Below are 22,363 nucleotides of genomic sequence, written 5' to 3'. Positions count from 1 at the left end.
AAAACATTAACAAAGCCCTGTAACGGTGAAAACAACCGTTGCTCCGGAGCTGGCGAAAAGAAGGTGCGTTATTCATGACATTATCCCTTACCGTGCCCATCAAAATACTAAAACACCATGTCCATTTATCTCTGGACCATGCAAAAATTTTATTCGGTGACGAAATAGCGCAACAGGAACCTAATTACGCTGCCGGGACCGGCAATTACAGGACGGATAAATTCATTGACGTCGTGGGGCCAAAGGGGGAGATTCACAACGTAGCCGTGGTTGAACCCTACCGGGATAAAACCCAGGTGGAAATTTCCCAGTCGGCGGCCATTGAGTTAGGGTTAAAAGTTCCTTTAAAAGATTCCGGCGACCTTGAGGGAACACCGGGCGCTGTATTAATTGGGCCAATGGGAACAGTGGCAATCGGGGCAGGTGTTATAATTCCCAATTCTCACGTACATTTAAGTAGGGAAGACGCACAAAAACTATCTTTGTCTAACGGGGATAGGGTAAATCTTTTGGTGCAGGGCTTAAAGAAAATAGAATACCAGGATATTCTCGTCAGGGTTGAACCGGCGTCGGAGTCGCAGGTGCACTTGGGTTTTGATGAGGCCAATGCAGCTATTGTTGAGAGCGGTGCTTCAGCCGTGATCAGAGTACATAATTACCCCTTTTTTTACGATAATGATGGGATCCCTGTGGTTTTGCCCCGTTTTGCGGATATTAAAATTTCCTTATTGAACAAGGCTAATTGTTCCCTGGCGGTGGAAGCTATCAATTTCTGTACGAATATATTTGAATTTACTCCCGCCGAAAAAAGAAGGATGACCAACAACCTTTTGAAAGTTCAGCGTGGGGAATCGGACGATTACTTCTTCCTGGTTGCCAGTGATGCTGAAAGCGTCATAGGGGTAACTTCCACCTACTATTTACCGGATCTCAAAATGGCATTCATGGAATTCATCGCTGTTGCCCCTCATTGCCAACGCAGGGGCTTAGGCTCGTACCTGTATTACCAGACGTTAAATACCCTAAGCAAAGCGGGGAAAGAATTGGTGGCCATGGTCTTTGAGGTGCGCTCCACCAGGGACGGCCTGGCTCGGCGGAAGGAATTCTTTTTAAATTTGGGAGCTGTACCTATCAACCTGCAGTTCTACCCTATCGGTCACAAAATGGACCCGGAATTGATGCTCATGTTGAAACCAATGTCGGCCAATTTTTGCCTGAATACTCCGGTGCTGGTCAAATTTTTCAGTAGTTTATCCAAACGACTGATGGAAGTCTGATTCCTGCCAATTTTTAATACGTATTCTTAATAATCAGCAATTTTTGCAGAAAGGCCGGATTTAATTGATAGAGGGACTCCTGCCGATTATATTTTAAATCAATTTTCAGGGAACACCACCGGTTATAAGGCCCTCTGGCGAAGGATGCCGAAACAACGGCCTTATAACAGGTCCCGTCCAGCTTATAAAGGTTTCTGAGGGTGACGCTTATAATGCCTGATTTTTTCAGCAGGTCCCGGGGCACCGGGCGGGTGAGGAAAATGTTCAAAGTCCTGCCGTCCTGCTGGTCAATGGCTGTCAAAGCGCCCAGAATGGCTTCCTCGGGAGAGGTTTTTTTAAACATCTTCTTAATTTGACCGGCTGCTTTGAAAATCAACATTTTATTAGCTAGATTCATGCTTTGGTTAGTGCCGGCGTCCACAAAATATAAGGAAAAAAGCTGTTCTTTTCCCTGTGGCATACCGGCCAGGCAGGCGGCTATCTTTTTATTTTCCAGGTAGACCACTACTGCTCTGCGTTTCCAACTCCATTTTCCGCCAAATATCTTTTTTAGCAGTGATTTATTTACCTGGTTTACCGGCGCAATTCTGGCCAGGTTATAACCTCCCCTGCGGGTAACCCATATTTTTATCCCACTGTCCAGGTCCCTAATCATTACAGTTTTGTTAATCAGAAAACTTTGTTTTACTGTTGGCCAGGGAACCGGTTCTCCATAAGGACTTTTTCTTTTTAATTCAATGATGATTTTCTTAAGTTCAGCGCGCAAAGGAGCATCTGCCTGCAGGGAAACGCCTTCTTCTTTATTATAGAGCAGGGATGGAGCATTAAAGACATAAGTCCTGGTATGGCGCCGGCTGGTAATATGAACATAAAAGCGGCCCGTTTTTTGGTCCGTTGGCCCGGTTGTTTTTGCCTCTTTAATCAGCCGATCAAGTCTTTTGATATATACCGGGTCTTTACTATCGTAGGAGGCAGCCAGCTCCGGGGAACTGAACTTAATCAGGTAAGGCTCATTCCACCACCGATAAGCAAAAAACAGTGATACGGCCATTGATATGGCCAGAAGTTGCAGGAATATTTTGCGTAAATCGATAAAGACAACCTTTGATGAACCCATTGGTTTTTCTCCCCCGGATTATATTTTGAGTGTTTCAGGACAAATTGTTCCTTAATTATTTATATTTTGGAAACAAAAAAAATTACCATTTTACTTGTTTTTAGTGTATTATGTATTTGAGCTATATTTTTTCGGGAGGATAGCCATGCGGGTTTTAATAAAAGACGTTATGTCCAAAGGAGTCGTGAAATTACATAAAGACTGGCCTGTCCGCAAGGCAGCCCAGATATTTTTGGAAAGGGTAATAGACGGTGCGCCTGTTGTCGACAATGAAAACCGTGTGGTGGGTATTTTTACCAAAACCCACCTGATGAGGGCCCTGGACAAGTCGCTGGATATGCCGGTGGAACGTTTGATGAACAAAAACGTTATATTTATAAGTGAAACACTGCCTGTTGAAGAAGCGCTGAATATACCTGTCGGTCGGCTCCCTGTTGTAGACGACGACGGCAATATGGTGGGATGGCTGACCAGGACGGACTTGGCTTTTGCCTTTATCGATCAGTATAAAAAAGCTATTGAGGGGTTATCAGCAATTTTAGATTCCCTTTATGTGGGTGTTTTGGCTGTGGACCGGAAGGGCCAGATTTCACTGGTTAACAAAAAGGCGGCCAGTTTGCTGGATATTGATCCTGCTAAAGTTTTGGGCAATTCAGTGGATCAGGTTTTGCCATTGCCGGTTAATAAGGCGATCGTGAAAAACCAGAGTATTAGTGGACTGGACCTCAGTGGGAGCGGTTATCCGGTTGTTGCTGATATCACCCCTGTTGTCAGTAATGGCGAAGTAACCGGAGCAGTTGCGGTTTTCCGATAAATGCATCATTTTACCAGAAAGACCCGGGTCGGGAAACTTTACCTGAAGCCGGGTTTGTTTTTTACAAGGCAGAATAAAGGAATATCTGAAAAAAAGTCGAATAAAAAAATAATATTAAGAAAATTAAGAAATTCGCGCGTGCTTTAAGAAACGGTAGCAGAAAGGAGCGGGCGGTAATGCATTTCCTCAGGATAGTAGGTATCGCTATAGGGCTCGCCCTGTTACAGTTTGGCATAGTCTTTTTATCCAGGGATCTGTCTGGCAGCGCGGGGATAATAATTATTGCCTTTTTCTGCCTGAATGCCCTGGGTGCTTACTTCATTTTTGACCGTTTACAGTCGAAAAGGGTTATTACTTATACTATTGAAGGCGGCGAAGAACACATAGATTCTACCCTGAAGATTGCCAATGAAACTTTGCCCTACATGCGTCAGGGGTTAAATGAGGAAACGGCGCAGAAAGCGGCGGAGATCATTCTTAAGATTAGCGATGTGGCGGCAGTAGCCATTACTGACCGGGAAAAAGTCCTGGCTTATGTTGGCGCCGGATGTGAGCGTCACCAGCCCGGGCGGCTGATTCTAACCCAGGCAACCAAACAGGTAATTGCTACCGGGGGGTTAAAAATTGTTGATAACAAAGAAAAACTGAATTGCCCGGTGAAAGACTGCGACTGTCCCCTGGAAGCAGCAGTAATAGCGCCGCTGAAGTGCAGGGGCCAGGTGGCCGGTTGCCTGAAGCTGTACCAGACGAAAGAAGGACAGATGCCGGCCCATGTGGTAAAACTTGCTGTCGGTATTGCGCAGCTTCTGGGTGTGCAGATGGAACTGGCGGAACTTGACAGGCAGGCACAACTGGTGACCAGGGCCGAATTGCAGGCTCTGCACGCTCAGATTAACCCTCATTTTCTCTTTAATACTTTGAACACCATTATCATGTTTAGCCGGACTAACCCGGAGACAGCCCGCCGGCTATTAATCAGACTGGCTAATTTCTTCCGGCAGACGTTAAAGAAACACGGTCACTTCAATACATTACGGGAGGAACTGGAATATATCAATACTTACCTGGTACTGGAGAAGGCCAGGTTTCGAGAAAAGCTTCGTATTATCAGGGATATTGACCCGGATTTGATGGATTACCAGGTACCGGTCCTTACTCTGCAGCCCCTGGTGGAAAATGCGGTAAAGCATGGAATAACGCCTAAAGTTGGCCCCGGGGCCGTTAATATTTCCGTAAAAAAGGCCGGCGAGGAATTGCACATCACCATTAAGGATGACGGGGTGGGGATACCGGAGGACAAACTGGACAAGGTATTGATTCCCGGTTATGGTAAGGGAAACGGCGTAGGCCTCAGCAATGTTAACGAACGGTTAAAAAGCCTTTTCGGTGAGGAATACATGCTTACTATAACCAGTAAAGAAAATGTCGGTACCACCATTTCCCTGCGGGTGCCGTTGATAAAAGATTCCGAATCCACGGAAAGGGGAGAAGAGGCAAGTGAAGCTTAAGGCATTGATTGTGGACGATGAATACCCGGCCAGGAAAGAATTGCGGTTTCTCCTGAACAAATTTGACAATATCGAGGTAGTTGGCGAAGCCACAAATGCACAGGAAGCTCTTACACTGATCAAGGCGCTGGATTATTCTATATTGTTTTTAGATATCGAAATGCCGGGGATGAACGGTTTGGAAGTGGGGGCCAGGATACAGGAGCTCCCTAATCCACCGCATGTGATTTTTGTTACCGCTTATGACGAGTACGCCGTGAAAGCCTTTGAAGTTAACGCGGTAGATTATATTTTGAAGCCTTTTGACGAAAAGCGGCTGACCCAGGCTATTAATAAAATTATGAAAATTAATCAGCGGCAGGCTGCTGCGGCTAATGACTCTGCCAAGGCCGGGGAGACGATAACTACTGGCGGGGAACAGGTTGCCGCTAAGCCCCAGCATATTAAAATTGACCGGATCCCTGCCGAAAAACAAGGTAAGACTATTCTTGTCAACGAGTCAGATATCATATATGCCTTCACGGAGCAGGATTATGTATATATCAAAACCTTCACCGACAAACTCTTCACCCGATTTACTTTGAAAGAGCTGGAAAGCCGGTTGAATTCTACCATGTTTTTCCGTACGCATCGCTGCTACCTGGTGAACTTGCACAAAGTTAAAGAAATAATTCCTTTCTTTAACGGCACATATACCCTTATAGTTGAGGACAATGAGAAAAGCGAAGTGCCCGTAAGCAGGGCTCAGGCTAAAAAGTTGAGGAAAATTTTGGGCATGTAATAAAGGGAAATTGATTTTTTTGTCGAAATATGTATTCAATTCTATGGAGGTGAAAGGTTATGAGCTTTGCGGAAGGGTCTGAAATCCAACTGGTTGTTTTTAAACTGGGGAATGAAGAATACGGTGTGCCGATAACTCAGGTAAAGGAAATTAACCGCTTGACCAATACCACGAAAGTGCCGAAATCGCCTGAATTTGTAGAAGGAATAATAAACCTACGCGGGCAGATTATCCCCATTATCGACCTGAAGAAGAGATTTGATTTGGAATTAACGGAATATACGGGGGAAGCCCGAATCATAGTTATTCAGGTTGCCCACCATACATTTGGGGTGAAAGTTGATGCCGTATCAGAGGTTTTGCGCATAAGTACCGACACTATTGAAAATGCCCCTGATATTGTTTCGGGTATCGATGCCCGGTATATTACGGGGGTGGCTAAAGTGGGAGAACGTCTGTTAATACTTCTTGATCTGGATAAACTTTTAACCGATGAGGAAAAGGTGGAATTATCTGAAATACATAACGAAGCTGTTTAACCAAAGCAAATCCTGCATTATTTGCAGGTTTTTTTTTCTTTTCCTAGAATGAATATACAAAAAAAAGCGGAAACTATAGCCGCTTTACAAGGAAGGGAAATACCGGTGATTATAGGGATAGGAACTGATATTGTTGAGAACAAAAGACTATATAATATATTGGAGCGGGTAGGAGAAAGGTTTTTATCGCGGGTTTATACCCCAAGGGAAATAGAACTCTGTACCAATAGCAAAGGGCTCAAGGTTCAGTCCCTTGCTGCCCGGTTTGCTGGGAAGGAAGCGGTAGCCAAAGCTCTTGGTACCGGGATTGGCCCCGTTGGCTGGAAAGAAATCGAAATAGTGGCAGATGCCAGTGGGGCGCCGACGGTTAAGTTAACGGGTAAAGCACTGGAGCAAGCCAGACGGCAGGGAATTTGCCAGACGAAGATTTCTCTGTCTCATACGGAAGAGTATTCCGTGGCTTTTGTGCTGTTAACGGGATGAATCTTGGGGCGTGGACCATGACCATTTCCAGGAGGCTACATATTATTACTAGGGAGGGGTTTTTTTGTTTTTGGTTACTGCCGAAGAAATGCAAAACCTGGATAAACTTACAATTGACCAGGTGGGCATCCCCGGGGTAGTATTAATGGAAAATGCCGGGCTGCAGGTAGTTAAAGTCATTAAAGAGATTTTGGGAGAAGTTCCGGGGAAACAAGTGGCTGTATTTGCCGGCAAAGGCAATAACGGTGGCGACGGATTCGTTATCGCCCGTCATCTTCTGAACATGGGTGCAGAGGTTAAGGTTCTGCTAAACGGGGAACCTGCGGATATAACCGGAGATGCAAAGGTCAACCTGAATATACTGCAGAACATGGGACAGAAGATATTTACCATTAATAACAGCAACTCCCTCAATATAGTTAAACTTACGTTGGTTTATACTGACCTTGTTGTGGATGCTGTTTTCGGCACCGGTTTCAAAGGCGCCGTTAATGACCACATGGGTAAAATAATATCGCTTATCAATGAATCGGGCAAACCGGTGGTGGCTGTCGACATTCCTTCCGGGTTGGAAGCAAACACGGGCCAGGTGCATGGCCCTTGTATACGGGCAACCCATACGGTGACATTTGGACTGCCGAAATTGGGTTTGACAATACATCCCGGTAAAGAGTATGCCGGGCAACTACATATTGCTGATATTTCCATTCCGCCTGATTTAGTGAAAAAACAGAACTTTAATAAATTCCTCCTGACTAAAGAATTGGTGGCCCAAATGTTGCCTAAACGCCATTCCCAAGGGCATAAAGGGGATTATGGCCGGGTGTTGGTGGTGGCGGGGTCCGAAGGGCTTACGGGGGCCGCTGTTCTGACCAGTACGGCGGTTTTAAAATCAGGCGCCGGGTTGGCTACCCTGGCTGTACCCAGGAGCCTGCATGACTTAATGGAAATTAAGCTAACGGAAGTAATGACAAAACCGCTTCCGGAGACAGAAAAAAAGACTATCAGCCGAGACGCTCTGGAAGAAGTTATTGCCTTAACAGAATCTGCGGATGTGGTGGCGCTGGGACCGGGGATTTCCACTGAACCGGCGACGGCTGGCTTTGTCCGGGATTTACTGCCGGAGTTAAATAAACCGGTGGTAATCGACGCCGACGGTCTTAATGCCCTGGCAGGCAACCTGGAAGTGCTGAAAAAAATCGAGGCGCCGGTGGTTATCACGCCCCATCCCGGGGAAATGGCCAGGTTGGCCGGGATAAAAACTGAAGAAGTTCAAAATAATAGAATTGAAGTGGCCAGAGAATTTGCCGCCAATTGGCGCGTGAATGTGGTTTTAAAAGGAGCTGAAACTGTTGTAGCCGGGGTTGACGGTTCTCTCTTTGTCAATTCCACCGGTAATCCGGGTATGGCTACGGGAGGCTCCGGTGATGTATTAACAGGAGTTATAGCCGGTCTTATCGGCCAGGGGTTGGCGCCGGTCCGGGCGGCTGCTGCCGGAGTATTTATCCACGGCTACGCCGGCGACCTGGGAGCTCTTGAAAAGGGCCAGGCCGGTTTGCTGGCCGGTGACATTTTAAATTTATTACCCAAAGTATTTCGGGAATTGGAGGGAGCTTGACATGCAGGCGAAAGATATTATGACCAAAGAAGTAATTACAGCAAGGCCGGAACAAACTGTCCGGGAAGTGGCAAAAATTCTGGCTGACAAAAAAATAAGCGGTGTCCCTGTGGTAGATGAAGCAGGGAAAATTGTAGGAATTGTTACGGAAGCCGACCTATTGGTACAGACCCAAAAGCTTAAGGTTCCGTCTTATGTTCAGCTTCTGGGCGGAATCATATACCTTGACTCAGTCAAAGAATTTGAGGAAGACTTGCGAAAAGCCGTGGCAGTACAGGTTAAAGACATAATGACCACTGATGTGGTCACTGTTGAAGAAGACGCGGAAATCGAAGATATAGCTACCACTATGGCCGATGAAGGGATTAATCGCCTTCCGGTCGTAAGGGACGGAGCTCTTGTCGGTATTGTCAGCAGGGCAGACATAGTTAAAGCTCTGGCTAAAAGAGATTAAGTTTTTGTGAAACTGGAGCGATTACGCTTAAGAAATGGATTTGATGACAGGGGTGGTTTTGTGAAAACTAGACCGGCTTGGGCAGAGATCGACCTAGGTGCCATTGCTCATAATTTACGGGAAATTCGCCGTATCACCCAACCCCAGGCCCGGATTATGGCCGTGGTCAAAGCCAATGCATACGGACACGGGGCTGTGCCTGTCAGCCAGGTAGCTCTACAAAACGGTGCTTCTTATCTGGGTGTGGCCATGCTGGATGAAGCTCTTGAACTGAGAAGGGCAGGTATTGATGCGCCTATTTTAATTTTAGGCTACACCCCAAAAGAGCAAGCAGAGGAAGCAGTTAGGCACAACGTAACCCAGACAATATATACCCTTGAGATGGCCCGTTTTGTTTCAGCAGTCGGAGAAAAGTTGAGACAAAGGGCCAAAGTACATATAAAAATTGATACCGGAATGACCCGGCTCGGGTTTTTGCCCGGGGCGGGGACTGTGGAAAAAATAAAAGAAATTGCGGCGCTTCCCGGATTGTCTGTGGAAGGGATTTTTACTCATTTTGCCGTATCGGACATAAAGGATAAAGCCTTTACCCGGCAGCAATTTAAACTGTTTACCGATATGTGCGCTGTCCTTGAACGGCAAGGGGTAAAGATTCCCATTAAACATGCCGCCAATACAGGCGCAATTATTGATATGCCCGAAACTCACCTTGATATGGTGCGGTTAGGTATATCCCTGTATGGGTTATATCCTTCTCCGGAAGTTGACCGGGCAAAAGTATCGTTAAAACCGGCCTTGTCGTTAAAAGCCGAAATCTCCCATCTCAAAGAAGTTCCCCAGGGGGCAACCGTCAGCTACGGCAGAACCTATACGACGCAAGAAAAGACGATAATTGCCACAATTCCTATGGGTTATGCCGACGGCTATTCCAGGTTATTGTCCTCCAAGGCTCATGTATTGATAAGAGGAACCAGAGCCCCTGTAGCGGGCGTTATTTGCATGGACCAATTTATGGTAGATGTAGGACATATACCTGATGTTGCCGCTACTGATGAAGTGGTGCTCATCGGCAGGCAGGGGGACGACTGTATTTCTGCTGACGAATTGGCACAACTGCTGGGAACTATTAATTATGAAATAGTCTGCATGTTAAGTGAGCGGATTCCCAGGGTTTATATTTAGGGCGAGAGAATATTTGTCATATACTTACTTGCAAAAGGAATTTGAGCAAATTTTGTGGAAATATATTTAAAAAATTTTCGGGGGTATAAAATGTTTTTCGGTCACTTTTCTGTTAGTTCTGGTCCATGAGAAAAGAGGTGAGCGGTTTGTGCCTGGACAAAGTAGTATCCTGGTAACGGGGAAAACAGTAAAGGAAGCGCAAACAAAGGCTTTAAAGCTGTTAAATGCCAGGGAAGATGAAACTGTTACGGAAATTCTTTCAGAGGGCAGGCGCGGTTTTCTGGGTCTAGGGGCTGTCCCCGCCAAGGTGCGGGTTTCTCTAAAAGAAGAAGTGCTTAAAGAACGCGAACTGGAGGGTATTCTGGCAGACCTTGACATTGGGGCTGCAACCCATGACAGAAACGGCCGGTATGAACCGAACAGGAGCGGGCAGGAGTGGGGAGAAAATGGCAGTACCGGTTTAAAAAGCGGGGACATAGTCGAGAGGGAGACAGGAAAGCCTCCCAAAACAGATAGTAAAGACATTCAGGTTGGTTTGGCAGGGATTAAAGAAGGCCGGTTTTTTGTTATTAATCCTTCCGGGGACCAATACGCTGTCGTTAAGCCGGGTGAGCACATAAGATTAATTGTCAACGGCAATGAGATCGAAGGAGAATCCATCATTTCAGAGGAAGATGAGATCAAAATAGATTTATTGCATGAAGAGCCGCAATCTGATCTGGAATTAAAAATATCCCCCGATAAACTGGCCGCTTATCTGCGATTAGCTACCAAGCCGGGGGTAAAATATAAATTGAAGGACCAGCCGGCTGCCCCCAGGCTAACTTTACTTACGGAAGTTGAAGAAATATTGGAACTTCCCCCACCTACCCCGGAAGAAGTCAGGAAATTTTTGGAGAACCAGGAAGTAGTCAAGGGTATTATAGATGATGCCATTCAGGAGGTAATAGAAAACCCTAACAGCAAGGAGAGCTTCCTTGTGGCACAGGGACAAAGGCCTGTGGATGGGGTACATGCTTATGTAATTTATCCTTTTCTGGAAAAAAGTAAAAATAATGAAAGGGGCAGCTTGTTCGAAAACGACAAACTGGTGTCAGTAAAAAAGGGTGATATCGTAGCCTTAAAAGTACCGATGCAGGAAGGAAAAGACGGTTGGGCTGTGACGGGCGAGGTTATTCAGGCCAGGAGCCCGGTAGATTGCCAGATTAACGTAAGAAAAGGCTGTGAAGTTACAGAGGATGGAATGCGGGCTGTGGCAACCATTGATGGCCGCCCTTATTTGGAGACCAGCGGCCAGGTGACTTATGTTTCTGTTGATCCAATTTATGTGGTGCAGGAGGTCAATGCTGCTACAGGCAATATAAAGTTTGTCGGCGATATAGAAGTTAAAGGCGATGTAACGGATGGTTGTCTTATCGAAGCTGATGGTAATGTAGAGGTATTCGGCGACGTGTCGCAGGCCACCATACGGGCGGGGGCCAGCATTGTAGTACATAAGTCGGTATTCGGCAGTACTCTAATTGCCGGGGGACGGGCAGCATTATATACTTCTATCCTTCCGAATTTGGCGGAAATACGGGACATATTGGAGAATATGCATTTTACCGGTGAACAGTCAAAGGACTATTTAGCGGTCGGGCCCGCCGGTGATGGCGCTGTTATTCAGTTTCTGGTAGATAGTTTTTACCGGGAATTACCGAAAAAAGTGCAGTGGCTGTCCGATATCATTACCCGCGCAAGCCTTTCAGTGAGTGAAGAGATATCACGGGTAGTTGATACCCTGAGGAGAAATTTCTGCGGCTTAAATGCCAGCAGGATAAAAGACTTTACCTACCTCAAAGAACTGCAATCCGCTGTGGAAAAGGCAATGGACTATATTGAACAATATAGTAAGAAAGCTGAATTTATCAAAGCGAAATATGTGCAAAATTCCTCGCTTATGTCCAGTGGCGATGTCGTAATAGAAGGACAGGGCTGCTATATTTCTAATATAAATGCCGGGGGAAGGGTCGATATTTGCGGTGAGCCGGGTGTGGCCAGAGGCATTAAAGTAGTAGCAGGCAGCGAAATAAATGTAGTTGATATAGGTTCCGATTTTGATTCGCAAACTTTACTCAAAATTAAGGAAAAGGGCCGGATAACTGCCGAATTAATTAATGCCGATGTGGTGGTGCAAATAGGCAGGGAGAAATACAGGGTAGACAAGCCTTCCCGCAAGTTTACCGCTTACCTCAATTCAGAAGGTCGTTTGACCGTGAATAAGCTCCTGGCTGATGGAAACTGTTCTAATCAGTAAAAAATTAATGGCTGATTAAGCATGGCATCAACTTATTGCAGTTTGGGCCATGCTTTTAATTACTCTTATAAAGTTTTTGCAATATAATTGCTTTCAATAATCTACTGTCAACAATATTTAAAATGTGCTACAATTAGATATTGAAAACCGGAGTAGGGAAATTCAAATTGGGGTGGGTGCGATGCACGAACTAAGGATCATGATAGCTGACCCGGATGTAGATTTCTGTAAATACCTCAGGGAAAAACTGGTCCAGGCGGGGTACATTGTCGTAGCCGAAGCTTCCGAAGCTCGCAGCGCCCTCCATATGATTTTCAGCAGCCAGCCTGATGTGGCCCTGATCAATGCCCGTTTTCATGGCCAGGACGGCTTGGATATTTCCTATTTTCTTGAAGAGCACCGCATAGCCCCCGTAATCTTAATGGCTGACTACGATGATTATGAGATTCTCTCTTATGTGCTGGGACATTGGGTTTTTGGCTATTTGGTAAAGCCCATTGATTTTGCAACCCTTATTCCTAACATGGAAATTGCCGTGGCAAATTATCGCAGGCTGCTCAACCTGGAAGCCGAAATTAAAAAGCTTAAAGAGAACCTGGAGAACCGGAAGTTGATAGAAAAGGCCAAAGGCATCCTGGCCGATATGTTGGGTTTTACCGAGGAAGAAGCCTTGAAGTTTTTGCAGAAAATTAGTATGGACAAGTGTATGCCTATGAAAAAAGTGGCTTTAAAAATAATTGCCAAATATGGACAGGCCCAAAACGGCAGGGAGTAAATTTTTTCTTTATCGTTGTATAGAAACGATAATATAATAATTCGGTTTTGTATACAATATTTTTTCCAGCAACAATATTGATTATTTTACAATAATTATATATAATGTGAAAGGATATATTAATGATGCAACCGCATATATAGATATAGGTTGCACGGGGCAATGGCGTCCCACTGGTCATAGGTTTAAGCTATGATCCGTGGGGCGTTTTTTGTTTAAAATTAAATTTTAATTCACCAAAGGGAGGATGGAGAGAGGATGAGCTACAGTAAAGGAATCAATGCTACTGCAGCAACACTGACAAAATTACGCACAGGGGACAGTAACTGTCCTTTCAGCGGGATGTGCGTAACCTGTCTGGACGGGTGTCCGGGACTTTGCGAAATTGGAAAATCTTCCATAAGGGGTAAAGAAACCCTGTACCCGCAGCCTTTCGGTAAGATTACCGCTGCTGCTGAAAAAGATTACCCGGTGGATTATTCACATTTCAACATTGCGGGTACTGCAGTCGGCGCTCATGGAATTGCCGCTGACCCCGACGTGGCCACTTTCCCGAATGTAAACATTGAATCTGCTGTGGGCGCTTACGGTGACCTGCCCCTGCGTTTACCCATCGTGATTGCCGGGATGGGTTCAACAAACGTGGCTGCTGACAACTGGGAACACCTGGCTGCCGGCGCAGCTATCTCCGGAGTTGGGATCGTTATCGGTGAGAACGTTGTGGGCATGGACCCCAAGTCTGAAATCAAAAACGGCAAAGTAGTCAAAGCTCCGAACTTAGAAAAACGGGTCAAGGACTTCCAGAACTGGTATAATGGCAAAGGCTTTGTTGCGGTACAGGCTAACGTAGAAGACACCAGGCTTGGTGTTCAGGAGTTTGCCCTTGAGAAACTGGGCGTTGAAGTAGTTGAGCTGAAGTGGGGCCAGGGCGCCAAAGATATCGGTGGCGAGGTTAAGTTAAACACCCTTGAGCGCGCTAAGCAGCTTTACAGCAGGGGTTACATAGTACTGCCGAATCCTGAAGACCCGGAAGTAGAAAAAGCCTTTAAGGCCGGCGCTTTCACTGAATTTGAAAGGCATTCCCGTATAGGTATGGTTACCGAAGACAGTTTCCATGCGCGGGTTAAGCAATTGCGTGAAGCCGGCGCCAAGTATGTATTCCTGAAGACCGGCGCTTACAGGGCAGCAGACCTGGCCCGCGCCGTGAAGTTTGCTTCCGATGCGAAAATCGACCTGTTAACTGTAGACGGCGCCGGCGGCGGTACAGGTATGAGCCCGTGGAGAATGATGAACGAATGGGGTATCCCAACCCTCTATATCCAGGCTTTACTTACCAGGTACCTTGACAAGTTGGCTGCCAAAGGCGCCTTTGTACCTAAGGTTGCCATTGCCGGTGGGTTCACTTTAGAAGACCATATGTTTAAAGCTCTTGCCATGTCGGCGCCCTATGTGAAAGCTGTTGGTATGGCCCGTTCGCCGCTTACCGCCGCTATGGTTGGCAAGACTGTCGGCGAAGCTGTTAAACAGGGCAAAGTGCCTAATGAATACAAGAAATATGGCGAAACCGTGGAGCAGGTATTCATCTACGCTCATGAACTGAAAAACAGGCTAGGCAAAGACTTCGACAAACTCCCCGTTGGCGCTGTGGGTGTATATACTTACTTCGAACGTCTGGCTCAAGGCTTACGTCAATTGATGTGTGGCGCCCGGAAGTTTGCTCTGGAATACATCACCCGTGATGACATATTTGCTTTAACCAAAGAAGCTGCTGAAATTACGGGCATCAAGTATGTTATGGAGCACGATGCTGAAGAAGCTGAAAAGATACTCGGCTAATTTGGGCTAAAACCTCCTACTTTTTAATATAACAGCTAAATGAAAAAGAGGCCAAATCATTCTTGGCCTCTTTTAATTTTGAACGGTTTTTTCAACTTTTGCAGTCTGGTTGCCCTGTAACGATGAAACAATAGTTGCGACTTAGCGGAGGGCGACTAATATATTACTTCACGTTGGCAAAGCTTCCCTGAGCTTATAGTTTAAATTGGGCTAAGAATTTATTGAGTGATTCGGCGGTGGCTGCCAGTTCTTTGGCTACACCGGCCACACTCTGGGAGCTGGCCGTCGCCTGTTCTGTTGAAGCGGACGCCTGCTGGCAGTTTGCTACAAAGCCCTGGGAAAGATTTGCTACTTCGTTGACCATAGTTTTTATATTGGTATTTTCCTCCACCAGGTTGTGTAGCAACTGTAATGTTTCGTCAGACATGCTCTGTAGTTGCCTTATGCTGGTATTAACTTTCGTGCTGCTGTCGGTTACTTCGTTGGTGGCATGGCTGATTTCCTGAATGTTCATGTTGGTTTGCGCCACGTTTTCACTGATTGCAGAAAGAGCGGTTTCTGCTTCGGCGGAAAGTTCAGTGCCCGCCTGGACTATTTTTGTACCGTTGTTTATTTCCTCGACGGCTTCATTAACTTCCTGCTGAATAGCCGTTATTAAAGCATAAATTTCTTTCGTGGCCTGCCCGGAACGTTCGGCCAGCTTACGAACTTCATCGGCAACAACGGCGAAACCTTTACCGTGTTCACCGGCCCGGGCGGCTTCGATGGCGGCATTAAGAGCCAGCAAGTTGGTTTGTTCCGCGATATCATCAATAACCTGGATAATCTCCCCGATTTTTTGCGACCTTTCGCCAAGAGCCTGTATTTTTTCGGCGGTATCAAAAACAGCATCCCGTATGTTAGTCATTTCGTGAATTGTCCGGGAAATAATTTCCTGGCCTTTCAGGGCTATTTTTTGTGCTTCTTCCGAATCTTTGGCGACGCTGTTGATATTGGCTGTTATTCTGTCCAGGGATGCAATCATCTGCTGAATTACGGCGGAAGTTTCCACGATGGTGTCGTTTTCGTTTTCCATTTGCTTGACAAAGCTATGCAAAGTTGCCGTTTGATTGTTGACTGCGCTGCTGATGTTCATTAATTTATCGCCCTGCTGGTTGCTTCCGCTGGCAATATCAGCGGTGGCATTGGCAATTTGTAAAAAGGCCTGCGTGCTTTCTTCGGTGATTTTTTTTAACTCCTTACTTGTATTGTTAATTTCGTTGGCATGTTTTGTAAGGAGTTCTACAAACTTTTGCCGGGTATCAAAAAAAATGTTTAAATCATTGGCCAACATGCCAATTTCGTCGTAGCGCCTCACCCTGAGAAAAATACGATGCTGCAGGTTCCCTTCATTAGCAATGTTAATGCCTTTCAGAATTGTTCTAATAGCATTGGACAGGCCGGCGCCGGGTATCCACCAGCAAAAAATACCCAAACCGATAAAAATAACTGCCAGTATCCAGTCTTTGAGATGGAGTCCCGAGACCAGGCCGAAAATAACAGCAGTGCCGTAAGCATAGATGGGATGAAATATGCCAGAAATATTAGTAAGCGCCGGAATTTTACCTCCAATAACAGTATTCAGCACCAGACCAAGAATTGATGCTGTCAGCATGATTGTGCTCCAGTTATTCCATTTTCCCTGATAATAAACTGCGGGGACCAAAAAAGTAAGTAGGGCAATATAGATGGCCGGAAAAATAAATTTTTGGTTAAAACTTACCCTGGTAAACACGTGACCGTTTAATCCCAAACGGTCAATAAAATTTGGTTCGTATTTTTTTCTTACCTGACTCTCCATAATTTCCCTCCACCCGATTAACTTACAAAATGTTTTCCGCACTGATGAAATGTAATATTTTGTCGTATAATGTCTATTACTACAGATTGGATAAAAAATCCTGCAATTTAATAAAATATTTGTAAAAAATACCAGCACAATATAATTACGTTACTACAAGCGCTGCAAATATGAACAAATTTGCCCTACCGTATATGAGTTTGCTGTTTGATATGTTAAAATAAAGCCAAAGTCTTTTTGAAAAATCTTTTTTCGATTTACAAGGTGGGAAAAAAGTGCGGGTTTTAATTGCAGATAAAGATGTTTCCTTCATAAAAACCATAAAGCAATATCTGGTCCCTGCCGGTTACGAGGTAATTGCTGAAACGGCGGACGGGATAACCGCTTTGAAATTAACTCGCACGATGCAGCCAGACCTGGTAATTCTAGAAGCTTTTCTGCCCGGGATGGATGGTATTGAGGTGGGCAAGATAATAGAAGAAAGCAGGCTTGCTGCGGTAATTGTTGTGGCTACATACTCTGAGCTTGATGTAGTCATGGCCAAAGGAGATTGGCCTTTTCCTGTTCTCCCCAAACCTATTGAGCCGGCCGCCCTTATTTCCGTGGTAGATTACGTTGTAAATTCCTATAGAAAATTAATTTCTTTGGAAAAAGAAGTTCGGTCATTACAAAATGCACTGGCTGCCAGGAAGCTGGTGGAGAAGGCAAAAGGCATTTTGATGAAGACGCAGGGACTTTCCGAAGAAATGGCTTTTCGTAAGATGCAGCAGTTAAGCATGAAAAAAAGGTTGTCCATGAAAAAAATTGCTGAAGCTATTATCCTGGCCCATGAAAGTACGAAAGCGTGATGGCGGAGCACCTTGGGAAAAATCCCAGGGTGTTTTTTGTGGAAAAATGTAGAATTATTTGTTATATTTTTAAAAGTAAACAGGAATATTGCTTTTTATTGTCGAAAGCACAATGTGTGTTTACCTAATCTTGCTAATTGGAGGTGGGTTGTTGCAATGGCGTTGATGGTTTGGGATGATAAGTTCAGTGTGGGTGTCAAGGAACTGGATGACCACCACAAAAAGCTTGTTGCACTCATAAACGAACTGCATGATGCGATGAAGGTGGGTAAAAGTAAGGAAATAATGGATGATATAATAGCCAGACTTACCGATTATACTAAATTTCACTTTTCTGTCGAAGAAAATTACATGGTTAAGTATTCCTATCCCCAATATCCTCAGCAAAAACTTGCCCATGATAAATTTACCGAAAAAGTACTACAGTTTCAGAAGGACCTGAAAGAGGGGAAAATTGCCATTTCGATGGAGATAATGACCTTCCTGAAGGATTGGCTGATTAACCATATCTCCGGCTCAGACAAAAAATATGGACCCTTTTTTAACGAGCATGGGTTAAGGTGAGAAACCAAATGATATTTTTTAAATATTTTTCAAGGAGGGGTTGACAATGGCATTGATGGTTTGGAACGATAAGTTCAGTGTAGGTGTAAAGGAACTGGATGACCATCATAAAACGCTTGTTGCACTGGTAAACGAATTGCATGATGCGATGAAGGTGGGTAAAACTAAGGAAATAATGGACGATATTTTAGCCAGACTGACGGATTATACCAGGTTTCACTTTTCTGCAGAAGAGAAATACATGACTAAGTATTCTTATCCCCAGTATACTCAGCACAAACTTGAGCATGATAAGTTTACCGAGAAAGTATTGCAGTTTCAGAAGGACCTGAAGGACGGTAAATTTGCCATCTCCATGGAGATAATGACCTTCCTGAAGGATTGGCTTATAAACCATATCTCCGGTTCAGACAAGAAATATGGACCCTTCTTTAACGAGCATGGGTTAAAGTAAAAGGGTCTTTACATAATGCTGTATAAAGCTATATAACACTGATTTTATACTCCCGCAGCCAGGTATCCACCTGAATAAGAAAGGCAAATAACTGCGGGCCTTTCATTAACTGGCCGAACCATGGCCGATCAAAAACATCCCCACCGGATTGAGCCATTTTCCGCAGGGCAGTTAAATTGACCAGAGGCAAAAGGGGTGAAGAGGAATCATGCAAAATATGGAGCAGATGCTCCCGCACAATGGCCATATAAGCCGGGTTGTGGGTTTTGGGGTAAGGGCTTTTACGCCGGTACAGGATTTCATCGGGCAGAACCCCGGACAGGGCCCGGCGAAGTATGCCTTTTTCCTTGCCGCCACAGGTCTTCATATGCCATGGAATGTTCCAGACGTATTCCACCAAATGGTGGTCGCAAAAGGGCACCCTTATTTCCAGGCCCGTGGCCATGCTCATCCGGTCTTTGCGTTCAAGCAGGGTAGCCATAAACCAGTTAAAATTTAAATAGAAGATTTCCCGCCTGCGGGCTTCAATAGGGTCTTCGCCCGGCAACCTGGGGACTTCGGCAATTGTTTCTTCGTACCTACGCCTGATGTACTCTTCAGGTTTGATGTAGTCCAGCAGTTCCGCGGAAAATATCTTTTTACGCCGGTCAAAACCCCTGAGCCATGGGAAAGTATTCGCATTAAAGGCATCTTCATCCCGGTACCACGGATAGCCGCCGAACACCTCATCGGCACACTCGCCTGACTGGGCCACGGTGGCCTCTTTTTTTATCTCCCGGCAGAACAAGAGAAGTGAGGAGTCGATGTCGGCCATACCGGGCAGATCACGGGCCAGGGTAGCCTGGATTAATGCTTCTGCCAATTTGTCTGTAGCAATTTTTATATGATGATGTATAGTTTTATAACGGTCAGATACCAGGTTGATATAAGGGCCGTCGGCAGTTGGCTCGAAGTGACTGGCCTGGAAGTACAGGTCGTTTCCCTCGTAATCAATGGAAAAGGTATGTAGTGGACCGCGCCCTTCTTCCTTGAATACTGTGGCGGCCAAAGCAGTTAAAGCGCTGGAGTCCAGCCCGCCTGAAAGGAGAGTGCAGACGGGGACATCAGCTACCAACTGGCGCCGGATAGAGTCTTCCAACAGTTGCCTTACTTTAGCGGTGGTGGTTTCCAGGTCATCGGTATGTTCTTTACTTTCCAAAACCCAATAACGCTTTGTGCGGATGAGGTTATCTTTAAAAAGCAGACAGTACCCCGGTTTTACTTCCGCTATGTTTCGGAAAACTCCATGACCCGGCGTTCTTGAAGGCCCAAGGGCAAAAATTTCCGCTAACCCCTCGGCATCAACTTCCGGCCTAACCATGGGATGGGCCAATAAAGCCTTAAGTTCAGAACCAAAGATAAAGGAGCCATCCCGTAGGGTATAAAACAGGGGTTTAACGCCAAAACGGTCCCTGGCCAGAAAAAGACTTTCTTCTTTGTCGTTCCATACGGCAAAAGCGAAAATCCCGTTAAGCTTCTCAACGCATTTGGCTCCCCATTCCATATAAGCGGTTAAAAGCACTTCAGTATCGGAATGGCCCTGGTAAGTATAGCCCCGGGAAATTAATTCCGCCCGCAGTTCGGGTGTGTTATACAGCTCGCCGTTATAGACAAGGACAAAGGTTTCGTCTCCCCGACGGCGTATCATCGGCTGGTTCCCGCCGGTGGGGTCTATAACTATGAGACGCCGGTGGCCAAGAATGGCATGGGGTGAATGCCATATGCCTTTTGCATCGGGACCGCGTGGGGCCAGGGTTTGGGTCATATCTTCAACAATCGGACGGTATGGCGTAAGGTCTTGATTCCTGTCAATCCAGCCTGTAATTCCACACATGTTTTTCTCCTCCAACCTTCAAGAAATTTCCATTCCCACAGAAATTAAGCTGTGGTACCTTCCGGCAAGTCCAAAAACAAAGAAGAGGCCACAAGGTTTAAAGTTAAACCTTTTCGTGGCCCCTTTGCCAACTGAACTTGATACGCCGTTGTATCAAGAAACCTATTTCGAAATCTATTTTATGAATTAAGATATCGGAAGTTGCCTGAATTTTTGCCGGAAGATTTTTATCAATATGTCAGTCACACGGAAAATGTGAGATTTAACACACAAGGGTGCTGTTAACTATATCAAGGCATTGACAGTATACTGTAAATAGCAGTATACTGTAAAATATAGTTAGAAAAAATGGCCTGTCGGTATATTGGGAAAGGGGGGCATTAATATGCCGGCAAAAAAGAGACAACAATATCGCCATTTACCTGCATTTATACTTCTGGTCCTAGCGCAGGGAGAGGCCCACGGCGGTGCCATTTACAGCGCTTTAAATGATAATTTGCCTCTGTTTCAGGCTGATACCGGAGCTATATACCGTACCCTGCAGCAGATGGAGAAAGAGGGAGCGGTGACGTCTGTTTGGAATATCACTGAATCCGGTCCGGCCCGTAAGATATATCGGATTACACCGGCGGGCTGGAATAAGCTGGACAGATGGAAACATGACATAGAGCTGCGGAGGGCTAATTTGAACTATTTTTTGACAACGTATGAAAAATTAAAAGGTCAAAAAGATTAACACCAGGAGGAAATAAACATGTCATCAACATCGCAAGCTAAATTAGCGCCTGTAAGTGTATTGTTCGTGGCCCATCTGGTCAACGATATGTATGCCAACTTTCTTCCCCAATTCGTGGCCATTATGATTGCCGCTCATAGCTTAACCGTTGCTGCCGGAACAGCTTTGGTTTCCGCTTTCACTGTAAGCTCTTCTTTGGTGCAGCCGGTTTTCGGCTACCTGGTAGACCAGAAAGGGCAGCGATGGCTGGTATATGTGGGGACGTTGTGGATGTCGATTTTACTGGGGATAACCGGTTATATATCAAACTATGGCTTACTACTGGTTGTTTCGACGTTAGCCGGAATGGGTACGGCCGCTTTTCACCCCCAGGCGGCAGCTATGGTGGGAGAGGCAAGCGGCAGTCGAAAAGGATTTGTACTGGCGTCCTTTATTGCTATGGGTAACATAGGCCTGGCCATAAGTCCTGTGCTGCTTTTGCCCCTGTTTCACAGGTATGGTACCGGCTATACCTGGCTGGTTATAATTCCCGGGATTCTGGTCAGTTTGCTTCTTTATTGGTTTGCTCCCAGAATCAAATCCGATGGAGCCGATGTTCCGGGACTGGGAAAAGTGGTATCGGATCTTAGAAAAGCCTCATCAGAGCTAGTTAAGCTGATGGTAGTGGTGGCGTTGCGCTCTTTGGTACACACTGGTTTGATGACCCTCTTACCGATGTATTTTTTGGCCGAGAAGTTTTCACCGGAAACTACCGGGTATCTCATGTTTGCCACACTGGCAACAGGAGCGGTGGGGGGAGTCATTGGAGGTTATATTTCGGACCGCTACGGTAGAAAACCTCTCATAGTCGGTTCTCTGATCCTCGCTTCCTTCTTCTTTTATGGATTCCTTTATACCAAAGGAGTGTTGTCTATTATCTTGTTGGCCGTTGGCGGGATGGCGCTATTGTCCTCGTTCTCGGTTACAGTAGTAGCCGCTCAGGAAGTGATCCCACAGAACAAGGCGCTTGCTTCCGGATTGAGTCTGGGTTTTGCTATCGGTGCGGGTGGCTTGGCGGTTTCTCTGATTGGTAAATATGCGGATCACTTTGGGATTTATTCTGCTATTCACCTAATCTTTATTTTACCATTGCTGGCAGGAATCATCGGACTTTTGTTAAAGGGGGAAACCCCTCTGGAACAGGGTGCAAGAGTAGAAATAGCCCAATAAATCTTTATATCAATAGTCAAATAGGCGTTACCAAATGATAAAAGGGACTGTCCCAAAAACGATTTTGGGCGGTCCCTTTAATATTAATTCCGGCAGTGAACACAATGTAATGGTGAAACAATGAGCAACGATTGTTTTTTTATTACAGTTATAACTTAG

The 22,363-nt window shown here is 45.6% G+C and carries 20 protein-coding genes; 17 read left to right on the top strand and 3 right to left on the bottom strand.

Annotation, left to right across the window (positions count from 1 at the left end; all coding sequences use genetic code 11):
* Nucleotides 1-74: 74 nt before the first annotated feature.
* Nucleotides 75-1,277 (top strand): PduL/EutD family phosphate acyltransferase, encoded by a 1,203-nt coding sequence (locus tag ACSNJE_RS07295; protein WP_474773738.1) that lies wholly within the window; start codon nucleotides 75-77, stop codon nucleotides 1,275-1,277.
* Nucleotides 1,278-1,290: 13 nt separating this feature from the next.
* On the opposite strand, the gene ACSNJE_RS07290 is transcribed toward ACSNJE_RS07295, so the two are convergent.
* Nucleotides 1,291-2,394, bottom strand: coding sequence for a hypothetical protein (locus ACSNJE_RS07290; RefSeq protein WP_495252337.1), 1,104 nt, complete (start codon nucleotides 2,392-2,394; stop codon nucleotides 1,291-1,293).
* A 145-nt stretch (nucleotides 2,395-2,539) separates the two neighbouring features.
* Between ACSNJE_RS07290 and ACSNJE_RS07285 the strand changes: the two genes are divergently transcribed.
* From ACSNJE_RS07285 to ACSNJE_RS07235, 11 genes are all read left to right on the top strand, one after another.
* Nucleotides 2,540-3,208 carry a CBS domain-containing protein gene (locus ACSNJE_RS07285; RefSeq protein ID WP_474773740.1) on the top strand — a complete coding sequence of 223 codons (669 nt, stop codon included), beginning with the start codon at nucleotides 2,540-2,542 and terminating at the stop codon, nucleotides 3,206-3,208.
* A 176-nt stretch (nucleotides 3,209-3,384) separates the two neighbouring features.
* Nucleotides 3,385-4,716 carry a histidine kinase gene (locus tag ACSNJE_RS07280; protein WP_474773741.1) on the top strand — a complete coding sequence of 444 codons (1,332 nt, stop codon included), beginning with the start codon at nucleotides 3,385-3,387 and terminating at the stop codon, nucleotides 4,714-4,716.
* Nucleotides 4,706-5,497 carry a LytR/AlgR family response regulator transcription factor gene (locus ACSNJE_RS07275; RefSeq protein ID WP_474773742.1) on the top strand — a complete coding sequence of 264 codons (792 nt, stop codon included), beginning with the start codon at nucleotides 4,706-4,708 and terminating at the stop codon, nucleotides 5,495-5,497. The genes ACSNJE_RS07280 and ACSNJE_RS07275 overlap by 11 nt, the downstream gene beginning before the upstream one ends.
* Before the next feature lie 59 nt (nucleotides 5,498-5,556).
* Nucleotides 5,557-6,036 (top strand): chemotaxis protein CheW, encoded by a 480-nt coding sequence (locus ACSNJE_RS07270; protein WP_052217557.1) that lies wholly within the window; start codon nucleotides 5,557-5,559, stop codon nucleotides 6,034-6,036.
* 105 nt (nucleotides 6,037-6,141) lie between these two features.
* Nucleotides 6,142-6,519 carry a holo-ACP synthase gene (acpS, locus tag ACSNJE_RS07265; RefSeq protein WP_495252336.1) on the top strand — a complete coding sequence of 126 codons (378 nt, stop codon included), beginning with the start codon at nucleotides 6,142-6,144 and terminating at the stop codon, nucleotides 6,517-6,519.
* 64 nt (nucleotides 6,520-6,583) lie between these two features.
* Nucleotides 6,584-8,137, top strand: a complete 1,554-nt coding sequence (locus ACSNJE_RS07260; RefSeq protein ID WP_495252335.1) for an NAD(P)H-hydrate dehydratase — start codon at nucleotides 6,584-6,586, stop codon at nucleotides 8,135-8,137.
* 1 nt (nucleotide 8,138) lies between these two features.
* Nucleotides 8,139-8,591: a CBS domain-containing protein gene (locus ACSNJE_RS07255; RefSeq protein WP_013119547.1), complete on the top strand. Its 453-nt coding sequence runs from the start codon at nucleotides 8,139-8,141 to the stop codon at nucleotides 8,589-8,591.
* A gap of 60 nt (nucleotides 8,592-8,651) precedes the next feature.
* Nucleotides 8,652-9,773, top strand: a complete 1,122-nt coding sequence (gene alr, locus ACSNJE_RS07250; RefSeq protein WP_495252334.1) for an alanine racemase — start codon at nucleotides 8,652-8,654, stop codon at nucleotides 9,771-9,773.
* Between the two features lie 148 nt (nucleotides 9,774-9,921).
* Nucleotides 9,922-12,069, top strand: coding sequence for a flagellar assembly protein A (locus ACSNJE_RS07245; RefSeq protein ID WP_495252333.1), 2,148 nt, complete (start codon nucleotides 9,922-9,924; stop codon nucleotides 12,067-12,069).
* Between the two features lie 181 nt (nucleotides 12,070-12,250).
* Nucleotides 12,251-12,844: an ANTAR domain-containing response regulator gene (locus ACSNJE_RS07240; RefSeq protein WP_052217564.1), complete on the top strand. Its 594-nt coding sequence runs from the start codon at nucleotides 12,251-12,253 to the stop codon at nucleotides 12,842-12,844.
* Nucleotides 12,845-13,102: 258 nt separating this feature from the next.
* The gene (locus ACSNJE_RS07235) at nucleotides 13,103-14,680 is read left to right on the top strand and encodes an FMN-binding glutamate synthase family protein (RefSeq protein ID WP_495252332.1); all 1,578 of its coding nucleotides are present in this window, start codon (nucleotides 13,103-13,105) and stop codon (nucleotides 14,678-14,680) included.
* Nucleotides 14,681-14,873: 193 nt separating this feature from the next.
* On the opposite strand, the gene ACSNJE_RS07230 is transcribed toward ACSNJE_RS07235, so the two are convergent.
* The gene (locus ACSNJE_RS07230) at nucleotides 14,874-16,520 is read right to left on the bottom strand and encodes a methyl-accepting chemotaxis protein (protein WP_495252331.1); all 1,647 of its coding nucleotides are present in this window, start codon (nucleotides 16,518-16,520) and stop codon (nucleotides 14,874-14,876) included.
* Nucleotides 16,521-16,795: 275 nt separating this feature from the next.
* Here ACSNJE_RS07230 and ACSNJE_RS07225 point away from each other — a divergent pair, with 275 nt between their 5' ends.
* From ACSNJE_RS07225 to ACSNJE_RS07215, 3 genes are all read left to right on the top strand, one after another.
* On the top strand, nucleotides 16,796-17,368 hold the full coding sequence (locus ACSNJE_RS07225) for an ANTAR domain-containing response regulator (RefSeq protein ID WP_495252330.1): 573 nt from the start codon (nucleotides 16,796-16,798) through the stop codon (nucleotides 17,366-17,368).
* 156 nt (nucleotides 17,369-17,524) lie between these two features.
* A complete protein-coding gene (locus tag ACSNJE_RS07220; RefSeq protein ID WP_013119554.1) occupies nucleotides 17,525-17,932 on the top strand; it encodes a bacteriohemerythrin in 408 nt (135 codons plus the stop codon).
* A 46-nt stretch (nucleotides 17,933-17,978) separates the two neighbouring features.
* The gene (locus ACSNJE_RS07215) at nucleotides 17,979-18,386 is read left to right on the top strand and encodes a bacteriohemerythrin (protein ID WP_052217571.1); all 408 of its coding nucleotides are present in this window, start codon (nucleotides 17,979-17,981) and stop codon (nucleotides 18,384-18,386) included.
* A 28-nt stretch (nucleotides 18,387-18,414) separates the two neighbouring features.
* Here the strand turns inward: ACSNJE_RS07215 and asnB are convergent, their stop codons facing one another.
* Nucleotides 18,415-20,259, bottom strand: coding sequence for an asparagine synthase (glutamine-hydrolyzing) (asnB, locus tag ACSNJE_RS07210; RefSeq protein WP_495252329.1), 1,845 nt, complete (start codon nucleotides 20,257-20,259; stop codon nucleotides 18,415-18,417).
* A 385-nt stretch (nucleotides 20,260-20,644) separates the two neighbouring features.
* On the opposite strand from asnB, the gene ACSNJE_RS07205 reads away from it, so the two are divergent.
* Together ACSNJE_RS07205 and ACSNJE_RS07200 are read left to right on the top strand one after the other, a co-directional pair.
* Nucleotides 20,645-20,995 carry a PadR family transcriptional regulator gene (locus tag ACSNJE_RS07205; RefSeq protein WP_495252328.1) on the top strand — a complete coding sequence of 117 codons (351 nt, stop codon included), beginning with the start codon at nucleotides 20,645-20,647 and terminating at the stop codon, nucleotides 20,993-20,995.
* 18 nt (nucleotides 20,996-21,013) lie between these two features.
* Entirely contained in the window at nucleotides 21,014-22,204 is a 1,191-nt protein-coding gene (locus ACSNJE_RS07200; RefSeq protein ID WP_495252327.1) for an MFS transporter, read from the top strand.
* Nucleotides 22,205-22,363 lie beyond the last annotated feature (159 nt).

The organism is Thermincola sp. GK-1 (assembly GCF_059412445.1).
This window is presented reverse-complemented; position numbering and strand designations above follow the sequence as displayed.